This window comes from Marinifilum fragile (assembly GCF_963677365.1).
In the GTDB taxonomy this organism is placed as follows: Bacteria; Bacteroidota; Bacteroidia; order Bacteroidales; family Marinifilaceae; genus Marinifilum; species Marinifilum fragile.
In genome coordinates this window covers 2816240-2837831 of record NZ_OY781962.1, presented here as the reverse complement: position 1 = coordinate 2837831, position 21592 = coordinate 2816240, and the positions used below count along the sequence as shown (strand labels likewise).

Here is a 21592-nt window from a genome sequence, read left to right as displayed (position 1 = left end):
AATGATCCTGGAAATTTCATAGGCCTTTTTCCACTCGATTAACATATCTGTTTAAATTCAAAAGCGGCATTATAAGTCGAACAATGTGCCAGGGAAACTTCTACGGGTATATTGAATGACAATCAACACAATTAGAATTTATTGAATTGTGCTTTTTCTTTTTTAATAATTTTTCCTTCTTTTTGCATAGTGTCTTGAATCTCCCCACTCTCCATATCCAATCTCTCCATCTGCCATATTTATTCTTGCTTCCATGCAGTTTGTACAATCATCAGCACCTTCGTCAATACAAGGTTTGTTCTGATAAAGCAGATAGTTTGCTCTTTCGTTTGTTGGGGTAATATTTGGCATGATGATGTTGGCGCCAATCTTTAAGGCCTTTTCTCTTCCTAGTGGATCAATAGCCTGCAGAGCTGTTGCCGATGCAATATTGATGTCCTTCATTAAAATACGTAATACGGCAATCATTTTAAGGGTTAACCTGAACCTATCATTCAAACTCATCAGTTGATCACGATATTCGTATAAGGGAGTTTCATCATGCTCAATGAAGGGGCCCATGCCTACCATGTCAATGTCAAACTCTTTCATGAACAGCAAGTCATTGGCCAAATCTTCATAAGTCTGAAATGGAATGCCAATCATTACACCTGTTCCGGTTTGGTAACCAATATCCTGTAAATCTTTCAGGCATTTTAACCTTGTTTCGTGAGCATGGTTTTCATTTTTTGGATGAATTTTTTCATACAATTCACGATTGCTCGATTCAATTCTTAGTAAGTATCGGTGAGCTCCTGCATTGAACCAACGCTGGTAAGTTTCTTTGCTTTGTTCACCCAAAGAAATGGTAATACCAAGCTCATTGTTACTGAGTTTTTTAATCTCCTTTAGCAGATTTTCTATTCTATCGACAAATGCTTTATCCGATCTTTCCCCGGATTGAAGTACTACAGAACCATAGTTATTATCGTAGGCAAATTTTGCGGCCTTTAAAATTTCTTCGTCAGCAATGTCGTAACGGTTAACATTTTTGTTGCCTGCCCGAATGCCGCAGTATAAACAATCCTTCTTGCAAATATTCGAGAATTCAACCAAACCTCTGAAATGAACATTTTTCCCAATGTAATTAAGCTTTATTTCAGATGATTTGGCAAACAATGCTTTTTCATCTTCTCCAGTGGATTTTAATAATTGGATTATATTTTCTTTTGTTAAAGAATCTTGCTCTAGGATTTGTTGAATACTTTTTGACATCTGATTTTGTATCTGTATTTTCTCGGACAAAAATACTTATAAAATTCTAGCTTTTTGTACCCTTGGATACAATTTGGAATAAAATACTCTTAAATCTTAATATGATGCGATTCGAAAACGTTTGAGTAAAAACAAGATAGCTTAGCCTCTAAATAACAATATCAATAAGCAAAAAAATGAATTTTACTTACGGATTGTTTGATAAATCAGCTTAATAGGAGCAGATTATTACTATATTTGTCGCAAAATCGCAAAATTATAAACAACAAAAAATGATAAACGAACAATTACTTAACCCCCAAAGTATAGTTGTAGTTGGTGGTTCCGACGATGTGCAAAAGCCAGGTGGAAAGGTTTTAAAAAACCTTATCGATGGAGATTTCAAAGGCGAGCTTTATGTAGCAAATCCAAAATTGGATGAAGTACAAGGAATTAAATCATTTAAAGATCCTAAGGATTTGCCAAATGTAGATCTTGCAATTTTGGCAATCGCAGCTAAATTTTGCCCTTCTACCATTAAATTTTTAGCAGAAGAAAGAAATACTCGCGCATTTATTATTCTATCTGCTGGTTTTAGCGAAGAAAATGAAGAAGGTGCTAAACTTGAACAAGAAATTGTTAATACAGTAAATTCAGTTGGTGGTTCATTAATTGGTCCTAACTGTGTTGGTGTATTAAACTCTAACTATAATGGTGTTTTCACTACTCCAATTCCAAGTCTAGATCCTAAAGGATGTGATTTTATTTCAGGATCGGGTGCTACTGCAGTATTTATTATGGAATCTGGTGTTCCGAAAGGATTGTCATTCTCTAGCGTTTATTCGGTAGGTAACTCAGCACAAATGGGTGTTGAAGAAATTTTGAAATACTTGGATGAAAGCTTCGATCCTGAAACCAGTTCGAAGGTTAAGCTTTTGTACATTGAAAATATTGACAAGCCGGAAATGTTATTAAAGCATGCTTCATCATTAATTCGTAAAGGATGTAAGATTGCAGCTATAAAATCAGGTAGTTCTGAAGCTGGTAGTCGTGCTGCTTCATCTCACACTGGTGCTTTGGCTAGCTCTGATGTTGCTGTTGATGCATTGTTCAAGAAAGCTGGTATCGTTCGTTGTAGCGGTCGTGAAGAGTTGGCAACTGTTGCATCAATTTTTATGCATCCAGAGTTGCAAGGCAAGAATGTTGCTGTAATTACCCACGCTGGTGGTCCTGCAGTAATGTTGACAGATTCACTTTCAAACAATGGTTTGGACGTTCCTCACATCGAAGGTCCTAAGGCTGATGCTTTATTAGAGAAATTGTACGCTGGTTCTTCCGTTTCAAATCCAATCGACTTTTTGGCAACAGGAACAGCTCAGCAATTGGGTGATATCATCGATGCTTGTGAAAATGATTTTGATAACATCGATGCAATGGCTGTAATTTTCGGTAGCCCTGGATTGTTCCCAGTTTATGATGTATACGATCTGCTTCATGAGAAGATGAAAGAGTGTAAAAAGCCGATCTATCCAATTCTTCCATCCGTGATTAATGTGAAGGATGAGATTGAACATTTCTTAGCTAAAGGTAGAATCAACTTTCCTGATGAGGTAGTATTTGGTAACGCATTGGCGAAAGTGTACAATACACCAAAACCACAGCCAGAAGAAATTGCAATGCCAGATGTTGATGTAGCTGGAATTCGCAAAATTGTTGACGAGGCTGATAACGGATATTTAAGTCCTGAGCAAATTCACAACTTGTTAGACGCTGCAGGAATTGCACGTGCTAAGGAAGGTGTTGCTGATACTGAAGAAGAAATTGTTGCTTTGGCAAAAGAAATTGGTTTCCCATTGGTAATGAAAGTTGTTGGGCCAGTTCACAAATCAGATGTGGGTGGTGTTACCTTGAATGTGAAAGATGAGGAAACTGTTCGTTCTGAGTTCAAGAGAATGATGCAGATTAAAGATACTTATGCTGTGATGTTGGCTCAGATGCTTAGCGGTACTGAGGTGTTCATCGGTGCGAAGCGTGAAGAAAAATTTGGTCACATGGTATTGTGTGGTTTGGGAGGTATCTTTATCGAGGTATTAAAAGATGTAAAAGCATCTCTTGCTCCAATTTCAACTGAGGAAGCTCACGAAATGATTCAAGGATTGAACTCTTACGGAATCATTAAAGGAGTAAGAGGTCAGGAGCCAGTGAACGAAGATCGTTTTGCCGAAGCAGTAACTCGCGTGGCAGCATTAATGAAAGTTGCTCCCGAAATCTTCGAAATGGACTTGAACCCACTATTGGGTAACAAAGATGCGGTAACAGCTGTTGATGCTCGTATCAGAATAGAAAAAGAATAATTGACACAGATTATGGATGTTAGTGATGAGATTTATTATTACTAACATCTTATCTAAAAATAGTTGCGATGAGAAAGTGGAAAGATCTGAATAAGAATGAGAAAATGTTAATCAGCTTTGTAATTATCCTTTTAATAGGGATAGCTATAAAATGGAAAGAAGTGAAGACAGGATTCTTTAAAGGTCTTGAAAATTATACAGAGCAATCAGAAAAATAAATACAATAGCATGGGAGAGTTCTCATGCTATTTGTGTTCAATAAACAAATAAATAATAGACAATGAAAAAACAGGATGTTATTTTTTGGCTGGGATTCGTATTGTTGTTCTTGCCATTTTTTGTATCTCAAACTGTTTTCGATTTTTATATCGATTTTAACAAAGAACATGGTATGGTGACCAGCTTTATCAAGTTTGCAATTTTGGCAACCATTGGTGAAGTAATTGGATTAAGAATTCGTACAGGAAATTATTATCAAAAAGGATTTGGTGTGATTCCTCGTGCTATTGTATGGGGATTCTTAGGATTAACCATTAAGCTTGCATTTGTAATTTTTGCTACGGGTACACCAATTTTCTTATCATATCTTGGAGTTGAAGGAGCTGTTGAGGCCATGAAACAACCATTCTCAGCGAATAAATTATTGGTAGCATTTTGTATTAGTGCATTCATGAACCTGATTTATGCACCAATAATGATGACACTGCATAAAATTACCGATACTCATATTGTTAACAATGGTGGAACGGTAGCAGGATTGTTACGTCCGATCAAATTTTCAAACATTTTTGTGAATTTGAATTGGGATGTTCAATGGAACTTCGTGTTCAAAAAGACAATCCCATTTTTCTGGATTCCAGCTCATACCATAACCTTTTTGTTGCCCCCAGATTTTCAAGTTTTATTTGCAGCGGTATTAGGTATAGTTTTGGGCGTATTGCTTGCTATTGCAAGTTTGAAAAGTGCTAAATAGTTTTAACTTTGTAGAAGAAACAAGAAACACACTAACAAATAATATTGTCCTATGAGTAAAATTGGATTGTTTTACGGACCTGAAGGCGGAAATGTAGATAAGGTCGCTAAAATTGTAGCTGAAAAGATAACTACTAAAAAAGTTGAAGTTCATTTGGTTAAAGAAACTGATGCTGAAAAATTGGCGGAGTATTCAAATATCATCATGGGAATTTCAACTCTTGGAAAACACACTTGGTCATCTGATAATTCTGGAAATGATTGGGATAATTTTTTACCAAAGCTAAATGGTTTAGATCTGAAAGGTAAAAAAATTGCTCTTTTCGGTTTAGGAGATCATATTGCTTATGCTGATTTCTTTGTGGATTCAATGGGAGATTTAGCTGAGGCAATCAAACCTACAGGAGCCGAAATAATTGGTCAAGTTAGTGACGAAGGCTACGAGTTTAATGAATCAAGAGCATTTGTTGATGGTAAGTTTGTTGGCCTGCCGTTGGATGAAGATTTCGAATCAGACCTTACTGAAGAAAGAGTACAGAAATGGTTAGACGTTATTCTTCCTGAGTTTGAATAATATTCTAGTAGAGTAAAAAATATTAGAGGCTGACGGTATTCCGATCAGCCTCTTTTAATTTATAAGGTAATGAACCCTTAATGTGACGAATTGAAACATTTAAAACGATTTCTTTGTTTAGATTGCAATCAAATAAGAGTTTGATGTTTTAATTTGTTATTAAAATTCGTAAAATTGCATGGAATTAATAAGGTGAGTAATAGTAGATACTTAAAAATTGAAAGATATTAAGTTGAAAAAGCTAAAAATACTTACCAGCTATTGACCTTAACCACAAAAACAAAGTGAGATGAAAAACACCCCCATAAATAAAGAAGTCGTTGATAAACAGTTAGCGTATTGCGGAATCAATAATATGGCTGAGGCAACAATACGTGATGTCGTTCGTGTTGTAAATTTAATTCAGGAGGAAAGTGGTGAGAAGTTCATTAGAATGGAGATGGGAGTTCCTGGCTTAAAACCTGCTAAAGTAGGTATAGAGGCAGAGAAAAAAGCCTTAGAAGAAGGAGCGGCTTCAGCATATCCAATGTTAGAAGGTGTTAAAGCTTTAAAAGAGGAAGGTTCTCGCTTTGTGAAGAATTTTATGAACATCGATATCAAATCGGATGGTATTGTTCCAACTGTAGGTTCAATGCAGGGAGGATATGCAACTTTCATGGCAATTGGAAATTGTGACCCTAAAAAAGATACAATATTGTTTATCGATCCGGGGTTTCCTGTGCAGAAAACACAGCTGGAGGTTATGGGACAGAAATACGAATCGTTCGATGTATACAATTATAGAGGAGAAAAACTAAGAGAAAAATTAGAAGAATTCCTTTCAAAAGGCAATATCGCTGGAATGATTTATTCAAATCCTAACAATCCGGCATGGATTTGCTTTAACGAAGAAGAACTTAAAATTATTGGCGAGCTAGCTAATAAATATGATACGATCGTGATGGAAGACTTGGCATATTTTGCTATGGATTTCCGTTCGGATCTAGGTAAACCAGGTGTAGCTCCTTATCAGCCAAGTGTTGCAAATTATACAGACAACTATGTGTTGATGATTTCGAGTTCAAAAGCATTTAGTTATGCTGGTCAGCGAATTGGTTTACTTTGTATTTCAGATAAATTGTATAATCGCAAGTTTGAAAATCTTAAGAAAAGATTCGGTGGAACTGGTGAGTTTGGATATACAATCATCTATAGAATTATTTATACACTTTCCTCAGGAACAGCGCATTCTGCACAATATGCTTTATGTGCGATGTTGAAAGCTGCAAACGAAGGAAGTTTTGATTTTATCAATGATGTGAAAGAGTATGGTGAAAGAGCTCAAATCATGAAAAAAATGTTTCTTGAAAATGGTTTTGAGTTGGTTTATGATACTGATGTAAATGTTCCATTGGCTGATGGATTCTATTTTACGGTTTCATATCCGGGAATGACAGGTGCTGAGTTGAACAAAGAATTATTGTATTATGGAATTTCAGCAATTTGTTTGAACGAAACAGGTAGTTTAAAAGAAGGACTAAGAGCATGTGTTTCTCAAATTTCTCGTGATCAATTCAAAGATCTTGAGTTCAGATTAAAAGAGTTTGAAAAGCATCATCAATTGGAAAGTAAGTTAAGCTAAAGAAAAAGATATAATGTTTTAATCCTTAATGGATTATATTATTTAGACTGATTGTAAATTCTAGTGTTTAGGTGTAAGGAGTTGAAATTCAGTTGATTTAACGGGATGATAAATTGAAAGTGAAAACTTAAGTATTGCTTTTAATTTGTTACCTTTAGAGTGTAAAAACATTTAATTTTTAATTATAAATGCTATGGCAAAATTTAAAGGTGCTATTGTAGTTGATACCGAAAAATGTAAAGGATGTGGACTTTGTGTAGTGTCTTGTCCAACAGCGGTTATCGAACTGGCAAGAGGAGTAAATGGTAAAGGTTATCATTATGCTCATATGGCCAATCCAGATGCTTGTATTGGTTGTTCAAGCTGTGGCTTGGTTTGTCCTGATACTGTAATTACGGTTTACAGAGCCAAGGCTAGCTAGTACAATAAGTACTTATTACTAAAATCTGAAAAATTCATAAAAAATATTCGTAATGGGAGACGTTCGTTTAATGAAAGGAAATGAGGTAATTGCAGAAGCAGCAATTCGCTGTGGTTGCGATGGATATTTCGGATATCCAATTACTCCTCAATCCGAAATTATGGAGACCCTAATGATCCGCAAGCCAGCAGAAGAAACTGGTATGGTGGTTCTACAAGCTGAGAGTGAGGTTGCTGCTATTAACATGGTTTATGGTGGAGCTTCTTGCGGTAAGAAAGTAATGACTTCTTCATCTAGTCCGGGAATTAGTTTGAAAGCAGAAGGTATTACTTATTTGGCAGGTGCTGAACTTCCTGCATTAATTGTAAATATTGTACGAGGAGGCCCAGGTTTGGGAACTATTCAACCTGCTCAGTCGGATTATTTCCAGGCGGTAAAAGGTGGTGGTCATGGTGATTATAAATTGATCGTTTTGGCTCCAGCTTCAGTTCAGGAAATGAACGATTTTGTTGACTTAGGGTTTGAGCTTTCATTTAAATACTTAAATCCAGCAATGATTCTATCTGATGGTGTTATCGGTCAGATGATGGAAAAGGTAGAATTGTCTGATTACAAACCACGTTGGACAGATGAAGAAATCGAGAAGATTTCAGGATCATGGGCAACTAATGGTAAGAAAGCTGGTAGTGAACGTAATATTTCAACTTCTTTGGATTTGGATTCTGCAAAGCAAGAAGTGTTCAATCACAAACTTCAAGCTAAATACAGAGCAATGGAAGAAAACGATGTTCGTTTCGAAAAAATTGCCTGTGACGATGCGGAATACTTATTCGTAGCTTATGGTTCAAGTGCAAGAATTTGCCAAAAATCAATTGAGCTAGCAAGAGAAAAAGGTATTAAAGTTGGTTTGTTACGTCCAATAACTCTATTCCCTTATCCAACAAAACAAATTCAGGAAATGTTGGGACAGGTTAAGGGTATCCTATCTGTAGAAATGAGTGCTGGTCAAATGGTCGAAGATGTTAGACTAGCAGTTGAAGGTAAAGTTCCAGTAGAACACTTCGGACGCTATGGTGGAATTATTCCAACACCAGAAGAGGTTGTGGAAGCATTGGAAGAAAAAATTTTAGGAAAATAAGTTATGACAGCAACAACTGAAATCAATAATATTATTAGTGAAGAGAACTTGGTTTACAAGAAAACCGATGTTCTTCTAGATAACGAAATGCACTATTGCCCAGGTTGTACACATGGTGTAATTCATAAGGTAATTGCTGAGGTTATCGAGGAAATGGATATTCAGGATAAGACAATTGGTGTTTCGCCAGTAGGTTGTTCTGTATTAGCCTATAATTATATAGATATTGACTGGCAGCAAGCAGCTCATGGACGTGCTCCTGCATTAGCTACAGCTACTTCTCGTTTAATGCCAGATAAATATGTTTTTACTTATCAAGGTGATGGTGACTTGGCATCTATTGGATGTGGTGAAATTATTCACGCTTGTAACCGTGGAGAAAACATTGTAGTTGTATTCGTAAACAATGCAATTTACGGTATGACCGGTGGTCAAATGGCTCCAACTACTTTGGAGAATCAGGTAACTGCAACTTCTCCTTACGGACGTGATTGTACTACAACAGGATTCCCAATGAAGATGAGTGAAATGGTTAGCTTGTTACCAGGTACACGTTTTGTAACCCGTCAATCAGCGGAAACTGCAGGTGCAGTAAGAAAGTTGAAGAAAGCTATCCGTAAAGGATTTGAGAATACTAGAGAGAAAAAAGGTCTTTCTTTCATCGAAATTGTTGGAACTTGTTCTTCAGGTTGGAAATTGTCTCCAACTCAATCAAATGAATGGATGAAAGAAAATATGTTCCCTTATTATCCATTGGGTACATTAAAAGATGAATAGAACTCCATTTTAAATCAATAAAAACTGTAAAAAAATGACAGAAGAAATTATCATTGCAGGATTTGGTGGTCAAGGTGTACTTTCAATGGGTAAAATTTTAGCTTACTCAGGTATTATGCAAGATCAGGAAGTTTCGTGGATGCCATCATATGGTCCTGAGATGCGTGGAGGTACTGCTAACGTAACAGTAATTTTAAGTGATGACAGAATTAGTTCACCTGTTTTGAAGAAGTTTGATACAGCTATCATTCTTAATCAACAGTCGATGGATAAATTCGAAAATGATGTTAAACCAGGAGGAACATTATTGTATGATCCAAATGGTATCACTCGTCATCCTGAAAGAAAAGATATTAACATTTTTAAGATTCATGGAGCTGCTTTGGCTGCTGAGATGGGGAATCCTAAAACTTTTAACATGATTATATTAGGAGGTTTCTTAAATGTGAAGCCTATTGTTAAAATTGAAAATGTTAAGAAAGGTTTGGAAAAATCTTTACCAGAACGTCACCACAAATTGATTCCTCTAAATATTGAAGCAATTCAAAAAGGAATCGATAGTGTTGAAAATGTTCAAGTGCTGTAATCAAAACAGACATAACATACATTTCATAAGTTTAGAGGAGTTCATTAGAGCTCCTCTTTTTACATTAAATTATTAACAAATTTTAACTGTTTTGTTCAGTTAAATAGGTTTAACAGTTTAATACATCGTTTTATCGAGTTAAAACGTAGTTTATCCAAAAAAATTGATATTGGAGATTTAATCAATTAATATTGTTTAGCAGTTTTTAGATTCAAATAGAATCCAATTAATAATGTAAAACAATATCAAATGATGATGAAAAAGCTTCTACTACTTTCATTGCTAGTTGTATTTGGTCTGGCAAGTGGCTTTTCCCAAAATGGAAAAATTGAGTTCGAAGAGTATGATTTGGACAATGGCTTGCACGTTATTTTGCAACAAGATCATACTACACCAAACATTGTAGTTTCCGTAATGTACCATGTAGGTTCGAAGAACGAGAATCCTGAACTTACTGGTTTTGCACATTTCTTTGAGCATTTAATGTTTGAAGGAACAAAAAATATTCCTCGTCACCAATATGACAAATATGTGTCAAGAGCAGGTGGTGAATTGAATGCGAATACTTCTACTGATAGAACCTATTACTTTGAAATGCTTCCATCAAACCAATTGGCATTAGGCTTATGGTTAGAGTCGGAAAGAATGTTGCATGCAAAAGTTGAAGAAATTGGAATTAAGACCCAAAAAGGTGTTGTAATTCAAGAGAAGAAGCAGCGATATGATAACCCTCCTTATGGTACAATCTTGCCTCAAACAATGGCTCATGCGTATGAAAAGCATCCATATCGTTGGACTCCAATTGGAGATGAAGAACACATAAGTAATGCAAAGGATGAGGACTTCATGAACTTTTACAAGGAGTTTTATGTGCCAAATAATGCTGTATTAACGATTTGTGGAGATTTTGACAAGGCGGAAGCTAAAAAACTAGTAAATGATTATTTTGCTGAAATTCCTAAAGGAACCAAAGAAATCTACCGCCCAAATATTGAAGAGCCTAAAAAGACTGCTGAGGTTAGAGATACAGTATTTGATAATATTCAATTGCCTGCAGTTATTCAAGCATATCACATTCCTGCAGTAGGGACTCCTGATTTTTATGCAGTGGATATGTTATCAAAATTGATGACTGATGGAAAGAGCTCTCGTCTTTACAAAGAACTGGTTGATAACCAACAAAAAGCAATTCAGTTAATGGCTTTCCCAATGCCTTATGAGGATCCAGGTTTGACCCTTGCTTTTGGTATTCCAAACATGGGAGTAGATCCAAAAGCTTTAGAGGATGAAATGGACAAACAGTTTTCTGTCGTAAGAGACGAATTAATCTCAGATAGAGAATTCCAAAAGCTAAGAAACAAAATTGAGAACGAGCTTGTAAGTTCTAATGCAACGATTGCCGATCGTGCAGAAAACCTTGCTACTTCTTATACTTATTTTAAAGATACAGAAAGAGTAAACAAGGAGCTTGAAAAATATTTTGCTGTAACAAAAGATGACATTAGAAATGTTGCTAAGAAGTATTTTGTTCCAGAGAACAGAGTTGTTTTGTATTACTTACCAAAGCAGAAATAATATAGAAGTTCTTAATTGAAATTTCCAGAAAAGAAAATATATGAAAATGAAAAACTTATATAGATTTTTTGCACTTGTTGTAGTTGTATGTTTTGTATTTACAGCTAGTGCTCAGGTTGACCGAACAAAAGCTCCTAAGGCAGGTCCGGCTCCAAAAGTACAATTGGGTGATTACGATAGTTTTACCCTTAAAAACGGAATGAAAGTATTGGTTGTTGAAAACCATAAGTTACCTCAAGTTGGTTTTGCAATCTCGTTGTTAAATGATCCTATTGCTGAAGGTGACAAGGCTGGTTATTTGTCGATTATGGGGCAACTTCTTGATCGTGGTACAGCAACAAGATCTTCAAAGCAAATTGCTGATGAAATTGATTTTATTGGTGCTGAATTAGGAGTTTCTTCATCAGGAGTTGATGCTGGTGGTTTGTCCAGATATAAGGAACAAATTCTTGAATTGATGGCTGATGTGTTGTTGAATCCAACTTTTCCACAAGAGGAATTTGATAAAATTGTAAAACAAACTTTATCAGGTTTGGAAGCCAATAAAACAGATCCTAAGTCAATGGCAGGAAATATGAGAAGCAAAGTGCTTTATCCTGCAAATCACCCTTACGGAGATGTTGTAACTGAAGAGACTGTTAAGAGTATTACGGTAGAGGATTGTAAAAAGTACTATGAAACCTATTTTAAGCCAAATAAAGCATTAATGGCAATTGTTGGTGATATTACTACCAAAGAGGCTAAAAAGTTGGTTAAAAAGTATTTTGGAGAGTGGGAAGATACTGAAGTTCCAAGTCATTCTTATGAAATGCCTGGCAAAATGGAAGGTAAGCGTGTAGTATTGGCAAATAAAGATGCTGCTCCTCAGTCTTTGGTGAGAATCTATAATTCATTTGAATTGAAGAAAGGTAATCCTGATGTAATTCCAGCATCAGTTATGAATGCAATGTTAGGACGTGGCTTTTCTGGATTATTAATGAAAAATTTGCGTGAAGATAAAGCATATACTTACGGTGCAGGCTCTAGATTATATTCAGATAGATTGGTTGGTGGTTTTTACACTAGCTCAGAAGTTAAAGCTGAAGTAACTGATAGCGCTTTAATGGAAATGGTTGTTGAAATGAATCGAATCAGAGATACGAAGTTGACTCAAGATCATTTGAATATGACCAAAGCAACTATGGCAGGTGACTTTGCCAGATCTCTTGAAGATCCAGGTACTATTGCAAGATTTGCAATGGCTATTGAACGTTACAACTTGCCTTCTGATTATTATGCAACTTATCTTGAAAAATTAGATAAAGTTACTTTGGAAGATGTTCAGGCAATGGCTAAAAAGTATGTTGATCCTAACAACGCAGTTTACCTGGTTGTTGGTGATAAAAAATACAAAATGCGATTGGCAAAGTTAGATTCTGATGGCGAAGTTGAAGAATATGACTACAAAGGTGATATTGTAAAAGAAGATCCTAATGCTATTCCAGAAGGATTGACCTGTAAATCAGTAATTGAAAATTACGTTGCTGCAATTGGAGGTCGAGATAAATGGGAAGCTGTAAAAGACATTAGCATCAAAGGAGAAATGAAAATGGGTCCAATGAGCATTAATGTTGAGACGGCACAGAAAAATAATGAGAAATTCTGTATGAAAATGACCATGAATGGCCAGGTAATGCAAGCAATGTATTACAATGGGATTGCAGGTAGAGTAGTTGCACAGGGGCAGGAAATGGCAGCCAATGAAGCACAATTGGTTGGATTTAAACAACAAGCACAAATGTGTCCTGAACTATCTATGGAGAAATTAGGTTATGAAATGGAACTTGTTGGTGCTGAGAAAGTAGATGGTGAAAAAGCTTATAAACTGGAAATTAAAGACCCACAAGGAAATTCAAGATTTGATTTCTTTAATGCCAATACAGGTTTGAAAGTTAAGACCGTTGCACAGCAACAAGGCATGAGCATGATCATGTTGTACAAGGATTACAAAGAAGTTGATGGCGTGAAGTTTCCATTCCAAACCATTACAAAGATGGGACCACAGGAAATGCCTTTAACCATTAAAGAATTGCTTGTAAACAAAGGTGTGGATGATGCAATTTTTAACTAATAAGATCAGATAATATATTTAAAGGGGCTGCAATTGTAGCCTCTTTTTTTGCATGAAGACTTTTTGAATAAGGCTTTTAGATAGTGTTCTATTTACTTAGAACTAAATTTTAGAAAAATAATTTAAATTTCCTTTGCAGATTAAAAATAATGTCTACCTTTGCACTCCGATTCGGGAGTGTAGTGGTTAGGCACGTTGAACGAATCGACATTTCAATATGAATTGTATAAGGTTTTAGGGTTAAAGTTTCGTATTGGAAATCATTTTGGGTTAGAAAAAGGCAGGTGGGGACCTGCCTTTTTGTTTTTATCATTTTTCGTAGAAGTGCATCTCTTTTAAGTAACTGTATGCCGCCTCAGGCATAAAATATGGAATATCTTTCTTCTCCTTTATAGCCTCTCTAATAAAACTTGATGATATTTCCATAAGTGGTGCATTCACCAAATGAACAGTTCCTTTTAATTCAACATCTTTATCCTTAAATCCTGGTCTTGGATACACATACAAATCATGTTCCTGTAGAATTAATTCGTAGTTTTTCCACTTTTTGAAATTTTTCAGGTTATCCGAACCCATAATTAAAGAAAACTCATACTCGGAATATTTCTCTTTTAAATAGGTAAGTGTGTCAATTGTATAGGAAGGTTTAGGTAAGCCAAACTCAATATTTGAAGCTTTTAATTTAGGATATGCTTCAATTGATCGATTTACCAACTCTAACCTGTGATAATCGCTAAGTAAGCTTGATTTTTGCTTAAATGGGTTTTGCGGACTTACGACAAACCAGATTTGATCTAGATCGGAGTATTCGGCCATATAATTTGCAATGGCCAAATGTCCAATGTGAATTGGATTGAACGATCCAAAATATAATCCAATTTTAAGCCTCATATTATTTTTTTATGAATTCGCTTAAAGTATTTTCTGCTTCTTGTAAAGCATCCTCAAGCTTGTCGTTAATAATTACCTTATCAAACTGATCTGCAAATCCCAATTCAAATTGAAATTTTTTAATTCGTTCAGCAATTACTTCTTCGCTATCAGTATTTCTTCCTCTTAACCTTTTTTCTAATTCTTCAATTGATGGTGGTTGGATGAAAACAGCCAAAGCATCATCTTTATAGTATTTTTTGATATTTACACCACCTACAACATCAACATCAAAAATTACATTATTTCCTTTGTTTCTAATACGATCAATCTCACTTTTTAGTGTGCCGTAAAAACACCCTTCGTACACTTCTTCCCACTCCAAAAACTCATCATTTTCAATTTTTTGTTTGAATTCCTCGGTGCTTAAGAAATAATAATCCTTACCATGTACTTCCTTGCCTCTGCTGGCACGACTGGTTGCTGAAACAGAAAATTCAAGTTTAAAATCCTGTTCAAGTAAATGACGAACAATGGTTGTTTTACCTGAACCACTTGGAGCTGAAAAAATGAATAATTTTCCTGACATATTTAATTTGTATGTTGTTTTAAAATTATAAAAAAGCGCAGAGTTTTGACCCTACGCTTCTATTGAATTTCGTTTTTTATATCTTATAAGACGTTTAGGAGCTGTTCTTTTATCTTCTCCAACTCGTCCTTCATCTGAATCACTATTTTTTGAATATCAGAATCGTTTGCTTTCGATCCCAAAGTGTTTATCTCTCTACCAATTTCCTGAGCGATAAAACCTAATTTTTTACCGATTGAATTGCCATTGTTAGCCGTTTCAATAAAGTATTTGCAGTGGTTTGCCAAACGAACTTTTTCTTCGGTAATGTCTAGTTTTTCAAGATAATAGATAATCTCCTGCTCGAATCTGTTTTTATCTACATTTTGTTTTTCAACAAATTCTTTCAAGTTATCGTTGATTCTTGTTTTAACAGTTTCGATACGTTTTGATTCGTATTGAGGAACCTTTTCCAATAGTTTTTCAATATTGGAAATTCGTTCGAATATATCCGCTTGTAAAGCATCTCCTTCTTGCTTTCTAAATGAATTTAGATCAGCAACAGCCGATTTAAATCCTGCAAAAATTTGGTTCCATTCTTCTTCATCCAGCTCTTGATGCTCTGTTTTTAATGCATCCGGAAGCTTTACGATAGTTTGAAGAATAGGTTCTTTATCCATAGGAATACCTAATTCTGAAGAAAGTTCAGTAAGTTGTTGATAGTAAGCTTCAACAATTGGTTTGTTTATTTTAGTATCTTTATCGGTACCAACACTCTCTATAAAAACAGATAGTTCAACTTTACCACGTTCAAGTTGATTTTTGATTTCGTTCCTAAGAACCAAATCCTTTTCTTTATAAAGGTTAGGAATTCTGGTATTTATATCCAGCTGCTTGCTGTTTAGAGACTTAATTTCGATGGAAACCTTTTTGTTTTCCAATTCTAGAGTGGCTTTACCAAAGCCGGTCATCGATATTAACATATACGAAATATTTATTTTCGCAAAGGTAAGAGATTGAAGTGGAATTACAAACTAATTGGATTGTAGGAATCAAGCTTTGTTAGGTACAACGGATTTACTTTTCCATTTTCCTGTCAAATAATACAAATAGGAAAGAAGAGCTCCCATTGACCATCCAATTGGAATTGACCACCAAATTCCTGTTTCTCCAATTTTTGCAGAAAGAAAATACGCAACAGGAATTCTTATAATCCATAAAGAGAATAAGGTTATGAACATTGGTATTAATGTATCTCCAGCTCCACGCAATGCCCCGTTTGTAGTGAAAAGAGTTGAAAATAACAAGTAGAAGGAACTTACAATGATTAAGTACTTTTCTCCAATTGCAATTACGTTGGGATCGGTGGTAAACATTTTCATTAGTTGACTTCCGAATATCACAATTATGGCCGTCATTAAAATGCAGAACAGATTTGACATTAAGAATGTTGCTTTAAATCCCTTTCGTACTCTTTCAATTTTGTTGGCTCCCAGGTTTTGACCAACGAATGCAGCTACGGCTTGAGAAAAGTTCATGGCTGGCATCATGGCTAACGAATCTATTCTACCAGCGGCAGTGTAAGCTGCTATGACATCGGTACCAAAGGTATTCACAATTCCAAGCAAGGCCATCATTCCAAGAGCTACAAATGTGTGTTGAATACCCGATGGCAAACCAATTTTTAAACTCTTAATGAAAAGATCTTTATCAAAAGCGAGTTTCGACAGAGAAAATTTCATGATATTATGTGTGCGATTAAGGTATAAGATGCCAGTAACAAATGCACCTCCTTGAGCGATTACCGTTGCCCAGGCTGCACCTGCAATTCCCCATTTAAATACCATTACAAACAGTACATCAAATAGGATATTAAAAAGCGATGCAAGGATTAAAAAATAGAGAGGAGTTTTAGAATCTCCCAAACCTCGTAGAACCGAACTTGTTCCGTTAAACCCAAAGAACAGGATCATTCCTGCCATATAAATGTCAAGATAAGTAGTAGCCTGAGGGATTAGCTCTTGGGGCAATTGTAAAAGAAGGAAAAGCTCTTCGCTATAGTAAATGCCAAATATTGACGCAAAAAAACCTGCTACGAACAGGAATATATACATCGTATCGATGGATTTTTTTACGCTGTTGATATCTTTTGCTCCATAAAATTGTGATATAACAATAGAGAAACCAGAACCAATTCCTATTAACAATGCAATTAGTGTGAAAATGATTGGAAATGATGCACCTACAGAAGCTAAGGCCTCTTTGCCCAAAACTTTACCCACAATAATGCTATCAACAACATTGTATAGTTGTTGAAATACATTTCCCAATAGCATTGGTAGCGTAAAGTTGAAAATTAATTTGGTTACGTTTCCGCTTGTAAAATCTTTCATTCAGCTTTTTTGTAGGGTTACAAAGCTCTAAATTTTATCATCATTCTCAAAAAAAATACAAATGTTTCACAGTGGTTAACACCTAAGCTCGTTCACTTAATTCTAGCCAACGCATTTCTTTCTCATCAATCAAATTGATCACTTCTTCAATTCTGCTAGCTTTTTGCAACAATTCATCATTTGCTAATGTACCAGAGCTCATTGCTGTTTCCAATTCCTCTTTTTCGGTATTTAATGCTTCTAAATCAACTTCTAATTGCTCAAATTCACGTTTTTCGTTAAAAGAGAGTTTTTTAGCAGTATTATTGGACTTTGGTTTTTCTTTTTTAGGTTTTGCAGGTTTTTCAATTTTCTTGAGCTCTTTTTCCTCTTCATCAATTGTATCACGGTAAATAGTATAATTTCCCGGGAAGTTTCTGATTTTTCCCATTCCTTCGAAAGCAAACATCTGGTCCACAACTTTATCCATAAAGTAACGGTCGTGAGAAACAATGATTAAGCAACCTTTGAAGTTCATCAGGTATTCTTCCAAAACATTCAAAGTCATGATATCCAAATCGTTTGTAGGCTCATCCAAAATCAGGAAGTTTGGATTTTTCATTAAAACTGTCATCAAATATAAACGACGTTTTTCTCCACCACTTAATTTTGACACATAGTTGTATTGCGTTTTTGGTGGAAATAGGAAATACTCTAAAAACTGAGATGCCGACATTACTTTGCCATTACCAAGATCAATTGACTCAGCTATATCTTTTATTACATCAATGATTCTCTCATTTTCATTGATTGTAATTCCATCCTGTCTGTAATAACCGTAAACAACAGTTTCACCAATTTCAATTGAACCCGAATCAGGTTCAATATTTCTGGTAATGATGTTTAGAAAAGTAGATTTTCCTGTTCCATTTTTACCTACAATTCCAATTTTTTCTCCACGTTGAAATTTGTAACTGAAATCTTCAAGAATTTTTAAATCTCCAAAGCTCTTGTACAAACCTTCCAATTCTAAGATTTTCTTTCCCAGTCGAGCTGATTTGATATCCAACTCCATACTGTCTTCCTTAAAACCCGCTGCTGCTTTTTTCTTCAGATCGTAAAATGCATCAATACGATATTTTGCCTTTGTTCCACGCGCCTGGGGCATTCTTCGCATCCATTCTTGCTCTGTTTTTAATAGTTTTTGAGCTTTTCCAACTTCAGCATTTATATTTTCAATTCTTTCAGCTCTCTTCTCAAGATAATAGGAATAATTGCCTTTATAGGTATAAATGGAATTTGCATCCATTTCAATGATTTCATTGCAAACTCGATCCAAAAAATAACGATCGTGAGTAACCATCAGTAGGGTTCCTTTCGACTTGTTTAAATATTCCTCCAACCATTCAATCATTTCCAAATCCAAATGGTTGGTGGGCTCATCCAAAATCAAAAAGTCAGGATCTGTAATCAATACTTTTGCCAATCCAACTCTCTTTTTTTGTCCACCAGAAAGTTGTCCTATTACCTGATCGAAATTGGTAATTTTAAGTTTAGATAGAATTTGCTTGACTTTATTCTCGTAATCCCAGGCTTTGTATTGATCCATCTTCTCAAGGATCTCAGTCATTTTCTCCTGATCATGCGAATTAATTGCTTCTTCATATTCTCTGATTACAGAAAGTACAGGATCATCGGAGTTAAAAACTTCGTTAAGAACTGTGTTGCTGTTTTCCAGGTTAGGATTTTGCTGTAAGTAAGCAACTTTGATATCATTACGAAAGATTACATCTCCAGAATCTTGAGAGTCGATTCCTGCAATAATATTTAGAAGAGAAGTTTTTCCGGTACCATTTTTCGCAATTAATGCAATTTTCTGACCTTGGCCAACTCCAAAACCAATACCTTCAAATAATGTTAGATCTCCGTAACTTTTGCTTAGGTTTTCAACCTGTAAATATGATATCATTGTGTTCTTCTCTAAAATTGTGATGCAAATTTAAGAATAAGTATCTCAATACTTACTTTTCTGCAAGCAAATAAGATTTTTCGTCAGAGTTTATTAATTTCGTTAGCTCGCAATTGTAAAACAGAATTGACTATGCGTAAGAAAGAAAGATTTGAAAAAATAATAGCTTGGTTTCAGGAGAACATGCCAATTGCTGAAACTGAATTAAATTATACCAATCCTTACGAACTATTGGTTGCCGTTATATTGTCAGCTCAATGTACCGATAAAAGGGTTAACCAGATTACACCTCCATTATTTGAAAAGTATCCCAGTGCATTTGATTTGTCTCATGCAACTCAGGATGATATTTTTGACTTGATCCGATCATGCTCGTATCCAAATAATAAGGCAAAGCACTTGTTAGGAATGGCAAAGATGTTGGTAGAGGATTTTAAGGAAGTGGTTCCTGATGATGTAAAAGAGCTACAAAAACTTCCGGGAGTTGGAAGAAAAACTGCGAATGTAATTGCATCGGTTGTTTACGATAAGCCTGCAATGGCGGTGGATACTCATGTTTTTAGAGTTTCGGAAAGACTAGGGTTAACCACCAAGTCAAAAACACCATTGGAAACAGAAAAGGTTTTGGTAAGTTATATTCCGGAGGAATTGATTGCTACTGCTCATCATTGGATAATTCTTCATGGAAGATATGTTTGTTTGGCTCGAAAACCAAAATGTAAACCATGTGGATTAAAGGAATATTGTAGATACTTCCAAAGAGAAGAAAAGAAGAAAGAAAAGAAATAAAAAAAAGCCTCGTTTGAGGCTTTTGTATTTTAAAGAAATAATAAGAGACTTACTGCCATTACTGCCATTCCGGCTATCAATCCATATATTGCATTGTGATGTTCTCCATATTCTTCTGCTGTTGGTAATAGTTCATCTAAGGAAATGAACACCATAATTCCTGCAACACCTCCGAACAATACGCCAAAAATTGTATTGTTTAAGCCTAGCAAAGAATAGATAAGAATAAATCCTATTAAAGCTCCAATAGGCTCTGCCAAACCAGAAAGAAATGATAGTAAGAATGCTTTTTTCTTGCTACCTGTAGCATAATAAATTGGAACGGAAACGGCAATTCCTTCAGGTACGTTATGAATTGCGATGGCAACAGCAATTGGAACAGCAATTGTTGGATCGGCAAGAGCTGCAGCAAAAGTCGCTAATCCTTCAGGAAAGTTATGAATTGCAATGGCTAATGCAGAGAATATACCCATCCTCATCAATTTTTTGTTTTTGATATTTGTCTCATCAATGTCTTCAATCTTTTTAACCTCATGTGGGTTTTCAAAAGAAGGAATTAATTGATCTATGACTGCAATAAATAAAATGCCACCAAAGAATGAAAGTACAGTATACCAAGTTCCTGCAACTTCACCATGATCAGAGATTAAAGCATCTTTTGCTTTCTGAAAAATCTCAATAAGAGATACATAAATCATTACGCCAGCTGAAAACCCTAAGGATAGAGATAAAAATTTGGTGTTGGTTCGCTTTGCAAAAAAGGCTATAGCACTTCCTATACCTGTAGATAAACCTGCAAATAATGTCAAACCAAATGCTATTAATACTGTTGTTGAAGAATATTCGAATTCCATGTATTGTTTTTTAGTCTGTTTAATTGTTTTGATGGAGTAAATATAATAATTAATTGGAATAATTCTAAATAAGAATTTAGGATATTAACATCTTGTTTTGATTGAAACCAAATTGTAATTTTAATTGCAAGTGATTTATCAATTAAAAACGAATTGTTATGGCTTACATTATATCATATGACTGTACCGCTTGCGGTTCTTGTATCAATGAATGCCCTGTTGATGCAATATCAGAGGGAGATATTTATGTTATCGATCCAGACACTTGTATTGACTGTGGTGCATGCGCAGAAGTATGCCCTGTAGAGGCTATTTCAGAAGCTGATTGATTTAGCTAAATAGCTGAATATTTGAGAGAAATCTAAAAAGATTTCTCTTTTTTTTTAATATTTTAAAAAAAATGGATAAATTAGATAGGGCAAAATGTTTGTAAATCATCTAATAAATATAGGGCTCTTTATTATGATGTTAAGTCATTCCAAATTATGTAGAACATATTTGGAATGTCAAAAATAATTTTACTAACCTAAAAACTTTTAATATGAATTACTACTCGAAACATCCTAAAAGGATTTAACTAAAAAACATGTAGATTACATTTCTTTGTAATCTGAGTATCGTTTACTATTCATTTCATGTCGACTGTTATGGACAGTAACGATTGTTATTATTATCTCTTCAAGCTCAAAACCCAAAATCACCAATATTTTATCGGAGTGTAGAAATATACTTTCGGATCGATTTATATGAATAATATAGAATCACCGATTATAATTCGCACAAATATAGAGACTGTTTTAGGTGTGAAA

General features: G+C 35.0%; 20 protein-coding genes. 13 read left to right on the top strand and 7 right to left on the bottom strand.

Going from position 1 to position 21592, the window contains the following annotated elements:
* Positions 1 to 162: 162 nt before the first annotated feature.
* Complete coding sequence (gene hydE, locus ACKPCA_RS11265) at positions 163 to 1254, bottom strand: [FeFe] hydrogenase H-cluster radical SAM maturase HydE (protein ID WP_321279206.1); 1092 nt, start codon at positions 1252 to 1254, stop codon at positions 163 to 165.
* A 272-nt stretch (positions 1255 to 1526) separates the two neighbouring features.
* Between hydE and ACKPCA_RS11260 the strand changes: the two genes are divergently transcribed.
* The 11 genes from ACKPCA_RS11260 (at position 1527) to ACKPCA_RS11210 (ending at position 13361) form a co-directional block, all read left to right on the top strand.
* On the top strand, positions 1527 to 3587 hold the full coding sequence (locus ACKPCA_RS11260) for an acetate--CoA ligase family protein (RefSeq protein ID WP_321279205.1): 2061 nt from the start codon (positions 1527 to 1529) through the stop codon (positions 3585 to 3587).
* Positions 3588 to 3655: 68 nt separating this feature from the next.
* A complete protein-coding gene (locus tag ACKPCA_RS11255; RefSeq protein WP_157471332.1) occupies positions 3656 to 3805 on the top strand; it encodes a hypothetical protein in 150 nt (49 codons plus the stop codon).
* 62 nt (positions 3806 to 3867) lie between these two features.
* Positions 3868 to 4560: a hypothetical protein gene (locus ACKPCA_RS11250; protein WP_054716264.1), complete on the top strand. Its 693-nt coding sequence runs from the start codon at positions 3868 to 3870 to the stop codon at positions 4558 to 4560.
* Between the two features lie 51 nt (positions 4561 to 4611).
* Entirely contained in the window at positions 4612 to 5133 is a 522-nt protein-coding gene (locus ACKPCA_RS11245; RefSeq protein WP_054716267.1) for a flavodoxin, read from the top strand.
* Between the two features lie 289 nt (positions 5134 to 5422).
* Complete coding sequence (locus tag ACKPCA_RS11240) at positions 5423 to 6754, top strand: aminotransferase class I/II-fold pyridoxal phosphate-dependent enzyme (protein ID WP_054716270.1); 1332 nt, start codon at positions 5423 to 5425, stop codon at positions 6752 to 6754.
* 193 nt (positions 6755 to 6947) lie between these two features.
* Positions 6948 to 7175, top strand: coding sequence for a 4Fe-4S dicluster domain-containing protein (locus ACKPCA_RS11235; RefSeq protein ID WP_054716272.1), 228 nt, complete (start codon positions 6948 to 6950; stop codon positions 7173 to 7175).
* A 52-nt stretch (positions 7176 to 7227) separates the two neighbouring features.
* Positions 7228 to 8313 (top strand): 3-methyl-2-oxobutanoate dehydrogenase subunit VorB, encoded by a 1086-nt coding sequence (locus ACKPCA_RS11230; protein ID WP_054716275.1) that lies wholly within the window; start codon positions 7228 to 7230, stop codon positions 8311 to 8313.
* Positions 8314 to 8316: 3 nt separating this feature from the next.
* Positions 8317 to 9090 (top strand): thiamine pyrophosphate-dependent enzyme, encoded by a 774-nt coding sequence (locus tag ACKPCA_RS11225; RefSeq protein ID WP_321279204.1) that lies wholly within the window; start codon positions 8317 to 8319, stop codon positions 9088 to 9090.
* Between the two features lie 34 nt (positions 9091 to 9124).
* On the top strand, positions 9125 to 9676 hold the full coding sequence (locus ACKPCA_RS11220) for a 2-oxoacid:acceptor oxidoreductase family protein (RefSeq protein ID WP_321279203.1): 552 nt from the start codon (positions 9125 to 9127) through the stop codon (positions 9674 to 9676).
* A 249-nt stretch (positions 9677 to 9925) separates the two neighbouring features.
* The gene (locus tag ACKPCA_RS11215) at positions 9926 to 11251 is read left to right on the top strand and encodes a M16 family metallopeptidase (protein WP_321279202.1); all 1326 of its coding nucleotides are present in this window, start codon (positions 9926 to 9928) and stop codon (positions 11249 to 11251) included.
* 46 nt (positions 11252 to 11297) lie between these two features.
* Entirely contained in the window at positions 11298 to 13361 is a 2064-nt protein-coding gene (locus ACKPCA_RS11210) for a M16 family metallopeptidase (protein ID WP_321279201.1), read from the top strand.
* Positions 13362 to 13670: 309 nt separating this feature from the next.
* Here ACKPCA_RS11210 and nadD read toward each other — a convergent pair whose 3' ends face one another.
* From nadD to ACKPCA_RS11185, 5 genes are all read right to left on the bottom strand, one after another.
* The gene (gene nadD / locus ACKPCA_RS11205; protein ID WP_321279200.1) at positions 13671 to 14252 is read right to left on the bottom strand and encodes a nicotinate (nicotinamide) nucleotide adenylyltransferase; all 582 of its coding nucleotides are present in this window, start codon (positions 14250 to 14252) and stop codon (positions 13671 to 13673) included.
* 1 nt (position 14253) lies between these two features.
* On the bottom strand, positions 14254 to 14820 hold the full coding sequence (gmk, locus tag ACKPCA_RS11200; protein WP_321279199.1) for a guanylate kinase: 567 nt from the start codon (positions 14818 to 14820) through the stop codon (positions 14254 to 14256).
* Positions 14821 to 14903: 83 nt separating this feature from the next.
* Positions 14904 to 15782 (bottom strand): YicC/YloC family endoribonuclease, encoded by an 879-nt coding sequence (locus ACKPCA_RS11195; protein ID WP_172677359.1) that lies wholly within the window; start codon positions 15780 to 15782, stop codon positions 14904 to 14906.
* A gap of 69 nt (positions 15783 to 15851) precedes the next feature.
* Positions 15852 to 17192, bottom strand: coding sequence for an MATE family efflux transporter (locus ACKPCA_RS11190; protein WP_321279198.1), 1341 nt, complete (start codon positions 17190 to 17192; stop codon positions 15852 to 15854).
* Positions 17193 to 17274: 82 nt separating this feature from the next.
* Entirely contained in the window at positions 17275 to 19140 is a 1866-nt protein-coding gene (locus tag ACKPCA_RS11185) for an ABC-F family ATP-binding cassette domain-containing protein (RefSeq protein ID WP_321279196.1), read from the bottom strand.
* Between the two features lie 132 nt (positions 19141 to 19272).
* Between ACKPCA_RS11185 and nth the strand changes: the two genes are divergently transcribed.
* The gene (gene nth, locus ACKPCA_RS11180) at positions 19273 to 19929 is read left to right on the top strand and encodes an endonuclease III (RefSeq protein WP_321279195.1); all 657 of its coding nucleotides are present in this window, start codon (positions 19273 to 19275) and stop codon (positions 19927 to 19929) included.
* 29 nt (positions 19930 to 19958) lie between these two features.
* Here nth and zupT read toward each other — a convergent pair whose 3' ends face one another.
* Positions 19959 to 20783: a zinc transporter ZupT gene (zupT, locus tag ACKPCA_RS11175; protein ID WP_321279194.1), complete on the bottom strand. Its 825-nt coding sequence runs from the start codon at positions 20781 to 20783 to the stop codon at positions 19959 to 19961.
* A 158-nt stretch (positions 20784 to 20941) separates the two neighbouring features.
* Here zupT and ACKPCA_RS11170 point away from each other — a divergent pair, with 158 nt between their 5' ends.
* Complete coding sequence (locus ACKPCA_RS11170) at positions 20942 to 21112, top strand: DUF362 domain-containing protein (protein WP_321279192.1); 171 nt, start codon at positions 20942 to 20944, stop codon at positions 21110 to 21112.
* Positions 21113 to 21592: the final 480 nt, after the last annotated feature.